We start from the raw sequence: 13,143 nt of genomic DNA, 5'->3' as shown, positions 1-13,143 counted from the left end.
CGTTATCTCGGGGGGTTCACTCAGGGAGGTGAGTGAGGTGAACGCCATTGCGTGCGTTCATGGGATTAGATGCAGCTGGTGTGGGAAAGTTGCACGTTTTCGGAAAAAAATTCAGGATCGATTCATTGATATTAAAATCAATGATTTGCGATCGTTTTCGACCATGACTTTCGGCATGGCCGAGGATTTTCGGTGGCGCGGCGGATCAATGCGCCTCGTCCCAGTTCGCACCGACGCCGACCTCGACGATCAGCGGTACGGCCAGGTCGGCCGCGCCCTGCATGCGTTCGGTCACGCCTTCGCGGATCGCCTCGACGGCATCTTCGCGTACCTCGAACACCAGTTCATCGTGCACCTGCATCAGCATGCTGGCGTCGTCGCGGCCGATCAGCCAGGCGTCGACGGTGAGCATGGCGCGCTTGATGATGTCGGCGGCGGTGCCCTGCATCGGCGCGTTGATGGCGGCGCGCTCCGCGCCGGCGCGCAGTGCCTGGTTGCGGGCCTTGAGATTGTCCAGATACAGGCGGCGGCCGAACAGCGTCTCCACGAAGCCGGTCTCGTGCGCCTTCTCGCGGGTGCGATCCATGAATTCGCGCACGCCGGGGTAGCGCGCGAAGTAGCGGGCGATGTAGTCGGCCGCCTCGCCGCGGTCGATGCCGAGGTTGCGCGCCAGGCCGAACGCGCTCATGCCGTACATCAGGCCGAAGTTGATGGCCTTGGCGGCGCGGCGCTGGTTGCTGTCGACCTCCTCGGGCTGCACGCCGAAGACCTCGGCGGCGGTGGCTCGGTGGATGTCGGCGCCTTCGCGGAAGGCTTTCAGCAGGCCTTCGTCGCCGGACAGGTGCGCCATGATGCGCAGCTCGATCTGCGAATAGTCGGCGGCCATCACCACCCAGCCCTTCGGCGCGACGAAGGCTTGGCGGATGCGCCGACCTTCCTCGGTGCGCACCGGAATGTTCTGCAGGTTGGGGTCGGACGAGGACAGCCGGCCGGTCGCGGCCACGGCCTGGTGATAGCTGGTGTGCACGCGGCCGGTGTCCGGGTTGACCATCTCCGCCAGTTTGTCGGTGTAGGTCGAGCGCAGCTTGGCCAGACCGCGGTAGTCCAGAATCAGGCGCGGCAGCGGGTGTTCGTCGACGATGGCGTCGAGCGCTTCCTCGTTGGTCGACGGCGCGCCCTTGGAGGTCTTCACCTTCACCGGCAGGCCGAGTTCGTCGAACAGGATGGCCTGCAGCTGCTTGGTCGAGGCCAGATTGAATTCGCGGCCGGCGTGCTCGTAGGCCTGCTTCTGGATCTCCAGCATGCGCTTGCCCAGCGCCTGGCTCTGGTGCTTGAGGTTGTCGACGTCAATCAGCACGCCGCGCTTTTCCATGCGCGCCAGCACCGGCACCAGCGGCATCTCGATATCGGTGTAGACGGCCTTCAGACCGGCCTCGGATTCGAGCTTCGGCCATAGCGCGTGGTGCAGGCGCAGGGTGATGTCGGCGTCCTCGGCGGCGTAGTGGCCGGCGGTGTCCAGGTCGACCTCGGCGAAGCCGATCTGCTTGGCGCCCTTGCCGGCGACCTCGCTGTACTTGGTGGTGGTGTAGCCGAGATAGCGCGACGCCAGCGAATCCATGTCGTGGCGCGTGGCGGTGGCGTTCCACACGTAGGATTCGAGCATGGTGTCGTGGGCCAGTCCGCGCACCTCGACCTTGTGCTCGCCGAGCAGATGGCTGGCCAGCACGTTGATGTCGTACTTGCCGTGCTGGGCGACCTTCGGCCGTTCCGGATCCTCCAGCGCCGGCTTCAGCGCCGCGAGCACGGTGGCGCGGTCCAGCTGCTTTGGTACGCCAGGATAGTCGTGCGCGACCGGGATATAGGCGGCCTTGCCCGGCTCCACCGCCAGCGACACGCCGACGATCTCGGCGCGCAGCGCGTCGAGCGAGGTGGTCTCGGTGTCGAAGGCGATCAGGTCGGCGTGTTCGAGGCGCTCGACCCAGGCCTTCAGCTGTTCCTCGGTCGTGACCAGTTCGTATTCGCCGGGGCGGGCCGCATCGTCCGAAGGTGCTTCGGTGGCGTCGCGCAGCGTCTGCGTGGCCGGGGCCTGCTCGGCAGCGGACGAGGGTTCGACCTTGGTCTCGCCGTTGTCCAGATCCTTCAGTGCGGCGCGGAAGTCATAGCGCGTGTACAGCTCGCGCAGGCGTTCGACGTCGGCTTCGCGCAGCGCCAGATCGGTCGGGCCGACATCGAGCTCGACGTCGGTCTTGATGGTGACCAGGTCGCGCGACAGCGGCAGATGGTCCAGCGCCGCGCGCAGGTTTTCGCCGATCTTGCCGCCGACGTCGTCGGCCTGCTGCATCAGGTTTTCCAGCGAGCCGTACTTGTCCAGCCACTTGGCGGCGGTCTTGGGTCCGCACTTGTCCACGCCGGGCACGTTGTCGACCTTGTCGCCGGTCAGCGCCAGGAAATCGACGATGCGCTCGGGCGCGACGCCGAACTTCTCCTTCACGCCAGCCTCGTCGGTGCGCGTGTTGGTCATGGTGTTGACCAGCGTCACGTGCTGGTCGACCAGCTGCGCGAAATCCTTGTCGCCGGTGGAGATGACTACCTCGATGCCCTGGTCCGCAGCCTGCCGCGCCAGGGTGCCGATGACGTCGTCGGCCTCGACCCCGGGCACGCGCAGGATCGGGAAACCCTGCGCCTCGACGATGTCCAGCATCGGCTGGATCTGGCCGCGCAGGTCGTCGGGCATCGGCGGACGATTGGCCTTGTACTGGTCGTACATCTCGTCGCGGAAGGTCGGGCCGGATGCGTCCTGCACGAAGGCGACGTAGTCGGCGCCGGCCTTCAGCGTGGCGCGCAGCATGTTGACCACGCCGAACAGGGCGCCGGTGGGTTCACCCTCGGCGTTGGTCAGCGGCGGAAGCGCGTGGAACGCGCGATACAGGTACGAGGACCCGTCGATCAGAATCATGGAAGCCATGCGGGAATTCTCGCATGGCCCGTTCACGTTCGCGCACCCGGGTCGCTGCTATCCTGTGCCTGCATTCAGGAGGTGCGCCCATGTCACGTCATTCCACGCTATTCGTTCTCGGTGCCACGGCCCTGCTGGCCTGCGCCTCCGTCCAGGCTCAGAACGCGGATCAGCGCGCGCCGGTGCCGCCGCCGCCGGGCATGAGCGATCCCGGCGTGCAGGCCGCGCCGGCTGCCTCTGCGCCGGCGTCGAGCGCGCAGAAGGGCGGCCTACGCGGTCTGCCCGAGTTGCCGGCCGTCGGCAGTGGCGGCGCGCAGCGCGACCTGCGCGGTGACCCGCCGCCGACCGTGGACGTGCGCACTGTGGGCAAGGACAAGGTCGAGGAGTACCGGATCAACGGCAAGCTGTACATGATCCACGTGATTCCGGCCCACGGCGTTCCGCAGACCTACATGGCCAACAGCGAGGGCGTGTTGCAGCGTCAGGCCGGCCAGCCGCCGGTGAAGCCGGTCTACTACACGATCTACCAGTGGGGCGGTCCGGCCAAGAAGAAGGCTGGCGACGGCCAGTAACGACATCGCCCCGGAGCGCATGCGCGCAGCCGGGGCGGGACAGAATGTGTAGTGCATCGGTGCCCGGCTTGTCCGGGCGCCTTGCGTATCAGTGGCGGAAGTGGCGCATGCCGGTGAACACCATCGCCATGCCGTGCTCGTCGGCGGCGGCGATGACTTCCTCGTCGCGGCGCGAGCCGCCCGGCTGGATCACGGCGCGGATGCCGGCTTCGGCGGCGGCGTCGATGCCGTCGCGGAACGGGAAGAAGGCGTCGGAGGCCATCACGCTGCCGGGCACATCCAGACCGGCGTCGGCGGCCTTGATCGCGGCGATGCGCGCGGAGATCACGCGGCTCATCTGGCCGGCGCCGATGCCCACGGTCTGCCCCTTGTTGGCGTAGACGATGGCGTTGGATTTCACGTACATCGCCACGTGCCAGGCAAACAGCAGGTCGCGCAGTTCGTCGGCGTCGGGCACGCGCTTGCTGACCACCTTCAGGTCGTCGGCCAGCAGGGTGTCGCGATCGCTGTCCTGCACCAGCAGGCCGCCGGCGACGCGCTTGTAGTCCAGCGTGGCGGCCGGCTGTTCCGGCCACGCGCCGGTGTCCAGCACGCGCACATTGGGCTTGTCGGCGAACACGGCCAGGGTGTCGGCCGGGATGCTCGGCGCCAGCACCACCTCGACGAACTGGCGCTCGACGATCATGCGCGCGGTGTCGGCGTCCAGCGGCTGATTGAAGGCGATGATGCCGCCGAAGGCCGACGTGGCATCGCAGGCGTGTGCGCGGTCGTAGGCTTCGGCGATGTTCGCGCCCAGCGCCACGCCGCACGGGTTGGCGTGCTTGACGATGACGCAGGCCGGCACGTTCTGGAACGCCTTCACGCATTCCAGCGCGGCGTCGGCGTCGGCGATGTTGTTGTAGGACAGTTCCTTGCCGGCCAGGATCTTCGCGGTGGCGACGATGCCCTGTGCGGGTGCGTCGCGCTCGACGTACAGCGCGCCACCCTGGTGAGGGTTCTCGCCGTAGCGCAGCGTGGCCTTGCGGTCGAGCGCCATGTGCAGGGTCGGCGCGAACGGGCCTTCCTCGTCCTCGCCGGTGTGCGCGCCGAGCCAGTCGGCGATCATGCCGTCGTACTGCGCAGCGTGGGCGAAGGCCTTGGCCGCGAGCCGGCGGCGCAGGGCGATGCTGGTGCCGCCGTGTTCGTGCAGGGTCTGGATGACTTCGGCGTAGTCGGCCGGGTCGACTACCACCAGCACGCGGTCGTGGTTCTTCGCCGCCGCGCGCAGCATCGCCGGGCCGCCGATGTCGATATTCTCGATGGCGTCGTCCAGGGTGCAGTCCGGTCGCGCGACGGTCTGCGCGAACGGGTACAGGTTGACCACCAGCAGGTCGATCGGCTCGATGCCGTGCTCGCTCATCACCGCGTCGTCGGTGTGACGCCGACCCAGCAGGCCGCCATGGATCTTCGGGTGCAGCGTCTTCACGCGACCGTCCATGATCTCCGGGAAATCGGTGATCTCGCTGACGCCGCGCACGGGCAGGTGCGCATCGCGCAGCGCGCGCGCGCTGCCGCCGGTGGAGATCAGTTCGACGCCCAGCTTGTCCAGGCCGCTGGCCAGTTCAGCCAGGCCGTTCTTGTTCGAGACGCTGAGCAGCGCGCGTCGGACCGGGGTCAGGGTTGCGTCGAACATGGTCGGGCCTTGATGCGGGAAAACGGCAAGTATAGCCGCTGCCGGCAGGGTTCCGAACCGCTTATGACCGATCGCCGCAAGGCGGCGGAATGCAGACGCGCGGGCAGGACAGCGCGGTGCGCGGATCGGGTCTCGACCGGGGCGCGACGACGAGTCGCGCCGGAATCGACGCGTTACAGCAGGCCGTGCGCGGCCAGCTTCTTGCGCAGGGTGGCGCGGTTGATGCCGAGCGCGACGGCCGCGCGGCTCTGGTTGTTGTCGTGGAAGTCCATCACTTCGCGCAGCAGCGGGGCTTCGACTTCGCGCATGACCAGGGCGAACAGACCGTCGTCGCAGGGGGTGTCGCCGATGTCCACAAGATAACGGCGGACGGTACGGCTGACGCATTCGTTGAGTGCGCTGCGGCCGGAGTCGGACGTGTCGACTTCCATGCGAGGCATTCGGACGGCGTTGGCGTGCATGTTCCCCTGGATGCTCCATATGCGGCGGCTACGAGGTCGCCGGTTCTTGTTCGTTCGTGCTGCGGGCTCGCGCCGCCGGTCGGCGATCCTGCCGAAGGCATGCGCGCGAGAAACAGCAGTCTACTCGGCGCGCGTCTTATTTTGTAGCGCGACAGCGGGCGATGTCCGTGATCGGGCGCAGGGCTCGGCGAATCTACTGGAAGCTGAACTCGAAGGCGACGGCCTTCTTGCCGGGATCCTTTACCTCGAATACCAGCGAGGCACTGGCGCCCGCGGCCAGGCCGGCGGATTGAGCCGCCGGGTCGTCGAGGTAGTCCGAGGGACGGAAGCGGCGCATGGCGATGCGGTTGCCGTCCAGGTCCGAGAGCGTGATCGCGACGACCGGATACGGCTGCGTGAACGAGGCATCGTTGCGCACCGTGGCGCTGATGATGAGCGCACCCGGCACCGAGGGATGCGGACGCACATCACGCGAGATCAGTTCCAGCTTGCTCAGGTCGGCGACCGGCGGCAGCGTGCAGCCGAGCCAGCCGCACAGGGTCTGCATCCAGGGACGTGTGTTCGGGTTGGCGGTGAGCGGGCGGCGTTCAGCCCAGACCAGCTGCGCCGCGAGCACCAGCGCCAGCGCGCCGCAGACGGCCACCCAGCGACCCACGCGGTGCGTCGTGCGTTGCGGCAGGCGCTGCAGCCGTGCGAACGAGGGCATGCCGGCGGGTGCGTCGTCCTCGTCTTCTGCGGCAGGCGGTGCGTGCGCGAACAGCGGCGCCTGCACGGCGTCCTCGGGACCGGCGCGCACCACGCTCATCATCAGCACCGGCGGCGCCGGGCTGGACGGGTGCACCGGCAGCGTCTCGTAGGTTTCCTCGGGCAGCTGCTCGGTCAGTGTCGGCAGGCAGTCGAAGGTCGCGCCGCACTTGCCGCACGCGACGGTGCCGTGCGCCTGCGCGACGGTCTCGGCGTCGAACGAGAAGACGGTCAGGCATTCGGGGCACTGGGCGTACATGGTTCGATTGTATGCCAAGCCGCGGCGCGCGAGGCGGCTCAGGCGCGGCGGCGTCCGTCGATGCGGATCCAGTCCTCGCGCTGCTGCGTGCGCAGGTCCTCGAACCACGGCGCGTAGCAGTCCAGCAGTTCGTGCTGCTGGCCGTCGAGGATGCCGGACAGGGCGAACGGCGCGCCCGGCTTCACCAGCGCGGCGAAGCGTTCGGCGAGCTCACTCAGCGGACCGGCGAGGATGTTGGCGACGAAGACGTCGGCCGGCGCGTCCGGCGCGTCCTCGGGAAGATGGACGTCCAGACGATCGCCGACGCCGTTGCGCTCGGCATTGTCGCGGGTCGCGGTCAGCGCCTGCGGGTCGTTGTCCACGCCCAGGGCGCGGGCGGCGCCGAGCTTTAGGGCGGCGATGGCCAGTACGCCGGAGCCGCAGCCGTAATCGGTCACGCTGCGGCCGTCGAGGTCGAGGCCGTCCAGCCATTCCAGGCATAGCGCCGTGGTCGGGTGCGTGCCGGTGCCGAAGGCCAGGCCGGGGTCCAGGCGCACCACCACGGCGTCGGGTTCGGCGAACGTTTCGTCGTTCCACGGCACGATCCACAGACGGCGCCCGAAGCGCATGGGCTTGAACTGGTCCATCCAGGCGCGTTCCCAGTCCTGGTCGGCGACCGCGCGGAAGTCCAGCTGCGCCGGCTGCAGTTCGGGCAGGACGCGGCACAGTTCGGTGGCGATGAATGCGCGATCGGCGTCGTCCTCGAACAGTGCCGTCAGCACCACGCGGCTCCACAGCGGCGTCTGGTCCACGCCGGGTTCGAAGATGGCTCGCTCGTCCGGTGTCTCGGCGTCGGCATCCTGCAGCGTGACCGACAGCGCGCCGAGCTCTTCCAGCGCGTCTTCGCACTCGGGCTGGCGGTCAGCGGGCAGGGTCAGGGAAAGTTCGAGCCAGGGCATGTTCGGTGGTCGCAGGTCGGGGCGCCGCAGCGTGCGGGGCCGGAAGGTCGAACGCCGCCCCGAAGCAGGGCGGCGTTCCGTTCGGTGTGCAAGCGCCGGGTCGGCGCTCAGCCCATGCCGATGGCTTTTTCCTTGCGCTCGGCGATGCGCTTTTCCAGGTAGTGGATGTTCTGGCCGCCAGTCTGGAAGCCGCCGTCGTCCATGATGCGCTGCTGCAGCGGCACGTTGGTCTTGATGCCTTCCACGACCATCTCCGACAGCGCGATGCGCATGCGCGCGATGGCGGTGGCGCGGTCGGGGCCGTGCACGATCAGCTTGCCGATCATCGAGTCGTAGGTCGGCGGCACCTTGTAGCCGTCGTAGATGTGCGTGTCCACACGCACGCCGGGACCGCCCGGGGCCTCGAAGCGCTTGATGGTGCCGGGGCTGGGCATGAAGTTGTCCGGGTCCTCGGCGTTGATGCGGCACTCGATGGCGTGGCCGTTGATCTCCAGGTCTTCCTGCTTGATCGAGAGCTTCTCGCCGCTGGCGATCAGCAGCTGCTCGCGGACCAGGTCGACGCCGGTGATGAGTTCGGTCACCGGATGCTCGACCTGGATGCGGGTGTTCATCTCGATGAAGTAGAAACGCCCGTCCTCGAACAGGAATTCGAAGGTGCCCGCGCCGCGGTAGCCGATGCGGATGCAGGCGTCGACGCAGACCTTGCCGATCTCGGCGCGCAGCTCCGGAGTGATGCCCGGCGCCGGCGCTTCCTCGACGACTTTCTGGTGACGGCGTTGCATGGAGCAGTCGCGCTCGGCCAGGTGAATGGCGTTGCCCTGGCCGTCGGCCAGCACCTGGATCTCCACGTGGCGCGGGTTCTCCAGGAATTTCTCCATGTAGACCTGGTCGTTGCCGAAGGCGACGCGCGCCTCGGAGCGAGTGGTCGCGATGGCGTTGCCCAGATGCGCTTCGGTGTGCACCACGCGCATGCCGCGCCCACCGCCGCCGCCGGCCGCCTTGATGATGACCGGATAGCCGATCTCGCGGGCGATGCGCTGGCTGCGTTCCACGTCTTCGTCCAGCGGGCCGCCGGAACCGGGTACGCACGGCACGCCGGCTTCCTTCATGGCCTTGATGGCCTCGACCTTGTCGCCCATCAGGCGGATGGTGTCGGCCTTCGGTCCGATGAAGACGAAGCCCGAGCGCTCCACCTGCTCGGCGAAGTCGGCGTTCTCCGAAAGGAAGCCGTAGCCGGGATGGATGGCGCTGGCGTCGGTGACCTCGGCCGCGGCGATCAGTGCCGGAATGTTGAGGTAGCTCTGCGCGCTCGGCCCGGGGCCGATGCAGATGGCCTCGTCGGCCATGCCCACGTGCTTGAGATTGCGGTCGGCGGTCGAGTGCACGGCCACCGTCTTGATCCCCAGCGTGTGACAGGCGCGCAGGATGCGCAGGGCGATTTCGCCGCGGTTGGCGATGACGACTTTGTCTAGCATGGCGCGTTCCCGGCGGGTCAGGCGATCACGAACATGGGTTCGTCGAATTCGACCGGCTGGCCGTTCTCGACCAGGATGGCGACCACGGTACCGGCGGTTTCGGCCTCGATCTGGTTGAACATCTTCATCGCTTCGATGATGCCCAGCGTCTCGCCGGCCTTGACCTTCTGGCCGACCTTCACGAACGGGTCGGCGCCCGGCGTGGAAGCGGCGTAGAAGGTGCCGACCATCGGCGCCTTCACCTGGTGACCGGCCGGCGTGTCGTCGGCGGCTTCGGCAGGAGCGGCTGCGGGCTGGGCGGCCGGAGCGGGTGCGGCCGGTGCCGGAGCCACGGGGGCGGGCGCGGCCGCGACGGTCACGCCGCCTGCGGGCACGCGCGACAGGCGAACCACTTCCTCGCCTTCCTTGATTTCGAGTTCGGAGAGGTTGGACTCTTCGAGCAGGTCGATCAGTTTCTTGATCTTGCGCAGATCCATGGGATGAACCTTGTCAGCAGTAGGTCGAAAGGGATCAGCCGGCAAGCCGTGCGAACACGGCTTCCAGCGCCAGCCGGTAGCTGTCGGGGCCGAAGCCCGCGATCACGCCGACGGCCAGGTCGGAAAAATACGAATGACGGCGGAACGGTTCGCGCGTCTGCAGGTTGGACAGATGCACCTCGACGAAGTCGATCTCCACCGCGGCGAGCGCGTCGCGCAGGGCCACGCTGGTATGGGTGAACGCGGCCGGGTTGATCAGGATCGCGTCCACGCTCTCGTCGCGGGCCTGATGCACGCGGGCGATCAGCTCGTGCTCGGCGTTGGACTGGAACCAGGACAATTCATGTCCGGCGGCTTCGGCCCGCGCGGCGAGATCGGCGTTGATCTCGGCCAGACTGCGCGTGCCGTAGCGCTCGGGTTCGCGCACGCCGAGCAGATTCAGATTGGGGCCGTGCAGGGCAAGAATCTTGGCCACGAAGATATTCACTGAACGCGACGTGCATCGCCGAAGGCGCAAGTGTGCGCGTGAGAATTCGAATTGTCCAGTTCGGCGTAGTTCGGCGACGTTCTTTGACGTTCGCGTCACAAATTCCGGGTCAGTGGCGCAGGTGGCGCGTGAAACCGCCCGTGGGCGCACTGTGCCGGTGCCTTCGCGGTCGATGGCGGGACGTTCGTGACGCGATCGCAACACGAGTCCGGCGGTCCAGCCGTCGGGCGATGGGCGACCGTCGAGCGCTCAGGTCGACGTGGAAAGACGGTTCAGCGAAGCCACTGCGCCAGTTGCCGGGCGCCCAGCGGGCCCAGGTGCGTGCGCACGATGCGGCCATCGGAATCGACCAGCACGCTGAAAGGCAGGGCCAGGCGCGTGTTGCCTAGCACGGCGCGGGGGTCGGGTTTCACGCCTTCACCGAGCAGGGTCGGGTAGCCCGTAGGGTGATCGGCGAGAAAGGCGCGCACGGCCTGCGGGTCGTCCATCGCGATGCCAACGATTTGCGCCTTGCCCGCGTACGCGCGCTGCGCCGCGGTCAGCGCCGGCATTTCCTTGCGGCAGGGGATGCACCAGGTTGCCCAGAAATTGATCAGTACGGTGCGGCCCTTCCACTGCGCAAGGGGCTGGGGATGGCCCTCGGCATCGGGCAGTGTCCAAGTGGGCAGAGCATCGCCGGGTGCACGCACGGTCACGCCGGCCGGTGGCGCCGGGGCGGTGGCCGTGAGCAACCTTTGCGCGATGCTCTGACCCATCTGCGTGGTCATCAGGCGGTCCAGCAGTTTCGGCGGTACGCCGTATTCGTACACGTACACGCCGAACAGGCCGAATCCGACGGCTGCGGCCAACAGCACGATGCCCAGCGAGGCGCTTCGGCTGCGGGCCATCGGTTTACTGCGCCGCCTTCTCGACGGCCCTGCGCACGATGCCGGCGGTCAGCACGGAGGGCAGCTTCACACCTTCCGCACCGTTCTTGCCGAAGACCACGTAGACCGGCACGCCCGGCGAGTTCCAGCGCTTCAGGAAGGCGGTGATGGCCGGGTTCTCGTTGGTCCAGTCGCCCTTCATGTAGACCGTGCCGGTTCGCTTGAGCAGGTCGCGGAAGGCGTCGGTGTTCAGCACGGCGTGCTCGTTGGCCTTGCAGGTGATGCACCAGTCGGCGGTCATGTCGACGAACACCGGCGTGCCCTGCTTGCGCAGTTCGGCCAGCTTGGCCGGGGTGAACGCGACCATGCCCATGTCTGCGTGAGTACTCGCCATGGCCGCGGGAGTCGGCACGCGATGGATCAGCGCCAGCGGCACCAGTGCGATCAGCAGCAGGGCGCCGGCCAGCACCTTGCTCGGCGCGCCGCGATGGCGGCTGCGCTCGATCCACCACAGCGCCAGCGCCAGCAGCACCGCGCCGACCAGCAGCAGGCCGACGCCGTCCGCGCCGCGCTGGTTGGCCAGCACCCAGGCCAGCCAGGCGGCGGTCAGGTACAGCGGGAAGGCCAGCACCTGCTTCAGCGTTTCCATCCATGCGCCCGGCTTGGGCAGCCAAGCGCCCAGCTTCGGGAAGTAGCCGATCAGCAGGAACGGCAGCGCCAGACCCAGGCCGAGCACCAGGAAGACCAGCAGTGCCGAGTACCACGGTGCGGCGAAGGCGTAGGCCAGGGCCGCGCCCATCGCCGGAGCGGTGCACGGGCTGGCCACGACCACCGCCAGCACGCCGGTGAAGAAATCGCCGGACAGACCGGACTTGGCGGTCAGCGACTGACCCGTTCCGGCCAGCCCGGCACCGAAATGCACCACGCCGGAATAGCTCAGGCCCATGGCCAGAAGAATGTAGACGAGCACGCCCACGAACACCGGCTGCTGCAGCTGGAAGCCCCAGCCCGAAGCCATGCCGGCCTGGCGCAGCGCGATGACGGCGAGGCCGACCACGGCAAAGCTCAGCAGGACGCCGGCGGCGTAGGCCAGCGCGCGGTGATGCGCGACCTTCGGACCTTCGCGGCCTTCGATCAGGCTGACCGCCTTCAGTGACAGTACCGGCAGCACGCAGGGCATCAGGTTCAGCAGCAGTCCGCCGCCCAGCGCCAGCAGCAGCACGGTCAGCAGCGACTGCGACATCGCGGCCGGCGCAGGCGCATGTGCGGTCGAGGCCGTCGTTCCCGGACTGCTCGTGCCCGTGCCGGGCGGCAGGGCGACGTCGACGGTGCGGGTCATCACCGGATAGCAGATGCCGTCCTCCAGACATCCCTGGAACTGCGCCTGCAGTTTCACGTGGTCGGCGCGGCCGCGCGTGATCGGCAACGGCACCTCGACCTGGTCGAAGTAGACGATGCTGTCGCCGGAATATTCATCGTGGTAGGCCGTGCCGTTGGGCCACTGCGGCGTGCCCAGCTTCGCGCCGTCGGCGTCCAGCAGCGCCAGGTGGGTCTTGTCGCGATACAGGTAGTAGCCCTTGGGCATGCTCCAGCGCAGCAGCAGCGTGTTCGGCGCGGTGGCGATGGCCTCGAAGCGGAAGGCCTGCTCGGCCGGCAGGGCGTCGCCGGACGATGCGTTCTTGCCGCCGTCCGTCAGCATCTCGCTGGAGTTCTTGCCGATCGCGGTCAGCAGATCGTTGCCGCCGGCCTTGCCCGGGGTGGCCGCGCCGTTGCCGGGCAGCGTCATGGTCAGGGTCTTGGTGTACGGCGGGTAGCAGATCTTCGGATCGACCTCGTGGCAGCCCTGCATCTTCACCGCCAGCGTCAGGGTCTTCGCGTTCTTGTCCTGCAGCGTGTAGGGCAGCGTGGCGTCGATGGCGTGGTGGTAGATCTCGATGTCGCCCAGGTATTCGTCGTGTTCCTTCAGGCCGTCGGGCAGCTGCAGCGAGCCCAGTGTGGCCGCGCCGCCAGACGCCTTGGCCGAGATGCGGCTGCGATACAGGTAGTAGTCGGGCGCGATGGTCCAGTGCAGGTGGATCGTGCCCGGTGTGCGCACTTCGGCGGTGACCTGGTAGGCCTGCTCGACGGGCAGCAGACCGTCGACTTCCTGCGCGGCCAGCGGCGGCGCCAGCGCACACAGGGCCAGCAGTGCAGTCAGCAGCAGGAGGGCGGAACGACGGAACAGAAGATGCATCGGG

At 68.0% G+C, this 13,143-nt stretch carries 11 protein-coding genes; 1 reads left to right on the top strand and 10 read right to left on the bottom strand.

All coding sequences use genetic code 11. From position 1 onward, the window contains the following. Nucleotides 1-205 precede the first annotated feature (205 nt). The gene (gene polA / locus HF690_RS06125) at nucleotides 206-2,965 is read right to left on the bottom strand and encodes a DNA polymerase I (RefSeq protein WP_168608822.1); all 2,760 of its coding nucleotides are present in this window, start codon (nucleotides 2,963-2,965) and stop codon (nucleotides 206-208) included. A gap of 80 nt (nucleotides 2,966-3,045) precedes the next feature. On the opposite strand from polA, the gene HF690_RS06120 reads away from it, so the two are divergent. Continuing rightward, nucleotides 3,046-3,528, top strand: coding sequence for a DUF2782 domain-containing protein (locus HF690_RS06120; protein ID WP_240151606.1), 483 nt, complete (start codon nucleotides 3,046-3,048; stop codon nucleotides 3,526-3,528). Between the two features lie 88 nt (nucleotides 3,529-3,616). On the opposite strand, the gene purH is transcribed toward HF690_RS06120, so the two are convergent. The 9 genes from purH to HF690_RS06075 form a co-directional block, all read right to left on the bottom strand. Then, on the bottom strand, nucleotides 3,617-5,200 hold the full coding sequence (purH, locus tag HF690_RS06115; RefSeq protein ID WP_113064168.1) for a bifunctional phosphoribosylaminoimidazolecarboxamide formyltransferase/IMP cyclohydrolase: 1,584 nt from the start codon (nucleotides 5,198-5,200) through the stop codon (nucleotides 3,617-3,619). 173 nt (nucleotides 5,201-5,373) lie between these two features. Then, complete coding sequence (locus HF690_RS06110) at nucleotides 5,374-5,631, bottom strand: helix-turn-helix domain-containing protein (RefSeq protein WP_240151605.1); 258 nt, start codon at nucleotides 5,629-5,631, stop codon at nucleotides 5,374-5,376. 223 nt (nucleotides 5,632-5,854) lie between these two features. Beyond that, on the bottom strand, nucleotides 5,855-6,664 hold the full coding sequence (locus tag HF690_RS06105) for a zinc-ribbon and DUF3426 domain-containing protein (RefSeq protein ID WP_168608820.1): 810 nt from the start codon (nucleotides 6,662-6,664) through the stop codon (nucleotides 5,855-5,857). 38 nt (nucleotides 6,665-6,702) lie between these two features. After that, nucleotides 6,703-7,602, bottom strand: a complete 900-nt coding sequence (gene prmA, locus HF690_RS06100; RefSeq protein ID WP_168608819.1) for a 50S ribosomal protein L11 methyltransferase — start codon at nucleotides 7,600-7,602, stop codon at nucleotides 6,703-6,705. 107 nt (nucleotides 7,603-7,709) lie between these two features. Next, complete coding sequence (gene accC, locus HF690_RS06095; RefSeq protein ID WP_113064172.1) at nucleotides 7,710-9,077, bottom strand: acetyl-CoA carboxylase biotin carboxylase subunit; 1,368 nt, start codon at nucleotides 9,075-9,077, stop codon at nucleotides 7,710-7,712. A gap of 17 nt (nucleotides 9,078-9,094) precedes the next feature. Then, entirely contained in the window at nucleotides 9,095-9,553 is a 459-nt protein-coding gene (gene accB / locus HF690_RS06090) for an acetyl-CoA carboxylase biotin carboxyl carrier protein (protein ID WP_168608818.1), read from the bottom strand. Between the two features lie 34 nt (nucleotides 9,554-9,587). Further along, nucleotides 9,588-10,028: a type II 3-dehydroquinate dehydratase gene (gene aroQ, locus HF690_RS06085; RefSeq protein ID WP_168608817.1), complete on the bottom strand. Its 441-nt coding sequence runs from the start codon at nucleotides 10,026-10,028 to the stop codon at nucleotides 9,588-9,590. Nucleotides 10,029-10,312: 284 nt separating this feature from the next. Beyond that, on the bottom strand, nucleotides 10,313-10,927 hold the full coding sequence (locus HF690_RS06080) for a TlpA family protein disulfide reductase (protein ID WP_168608816.1): 615 nt from the start codon (nucleotides 10,925-10,927) through the stop codon (nucleotides 10,313-10,315). 4 nt (nucleotides 10,928-10,931) lie between these two features. Beyond that, entirely contained in the window at nucleotides 10,932-13,139 is a 2,208-nt protein-coding gene (locus HF690_RS06075; protein ID WP_168608815.1) for a protein-disulfide reductase DsbD family protein, read from the bottom strand. Between the last annotated feature and the right edge of the window lie 4 nt (nucleotides 13,140-13,143).

The organism is Oleiagrimonas citrea (assembly GCF_012395255.1).
In the GTDB taxonomy this organism is placed as follows: domain Bacteria; phylum Pseudomonadota; class Gammaproteobacteria; order Xanthomonadales; family Rhodanobacteraceae; genus Oleiagrimonas; species Oleiagrimonas citrea.
This window is presented reverse-complemented; position numbering and strand designations above follow the sequence as displayed.

Excerpts from the sequence above, each read along its gene's own strand:
- HF690_RS06110 (WP_240151605.1), bottom strand. The coding sequence starts at position 5,631 with ATGGAAGTCGACACGTCCGACTCCGGCCGCAGCGCACTCAACGAATGC.
- polA (WP_168608822.1), bottom strand. The coding sequence starts at position 2,965 with ATGGCTTCCATGATTCTGATCGACGGGTCCTCGTACCTGTATCGCGCG.
- HF690_RS06105 (WP_168608820.1), bottom strand. The coding sequence starts at position 6,664 with ATGTACGCCCAGTGCCCCGAATGCCTGACCGTCTTCTCGTTCGACGCC.
- accB (WP_168608818.1), bottom strand. The coding sequence starts at position 9,553 with ATGGATCTGCGCAAGATCAAGAAACTGATCGACCTGCTCGAAGAGTCC.
- HF690_RS06120 (WP_240151606.1), top strand. The coding sequence starts at position 3,046 with ATGTCACGTCATTCCACGCTATTCGTTCTCGGTGCCACGGCCCTGCTG.
- HF690_RS06080 (WP_168608816.1), bottom strand. The coding sequence starts at position 10,927 with ATGGCCCGCAGCCGAAGCGCCTCGCTGGGCATCGTGCTGTTGGCCGCA.
- accC (WP_113064172.1), bottom strand. The coding sequence starts at position 9,077 with ATGCTAGACAAAGTCGTCATCGCCAACCGCGGCGAAATCGCCCTGCGC.
- prmA (WP_168608819.1), bottom strand. The coding sequence starts at position 7,602 with ATGCCCTGGCTCGAACTTTCCCTGACCCTGCCCGCTGACCGCCAGCCC.
- purH (WP_113064168.1), bottom strand. The coding sequence starts at position 5,200 with ATGTTCGACGCAACCCTGACCCCGGTCCGACGCGCGCTGCTCAGCGTC.
- HF690_RS06075 (WP_168608815.1), bottom strand. The coding sequence starts at position 13,139 with ATGCATCTTCTGTTCCGTCGTTCCGCCCTCCTGCTGCTGACTGCACTG.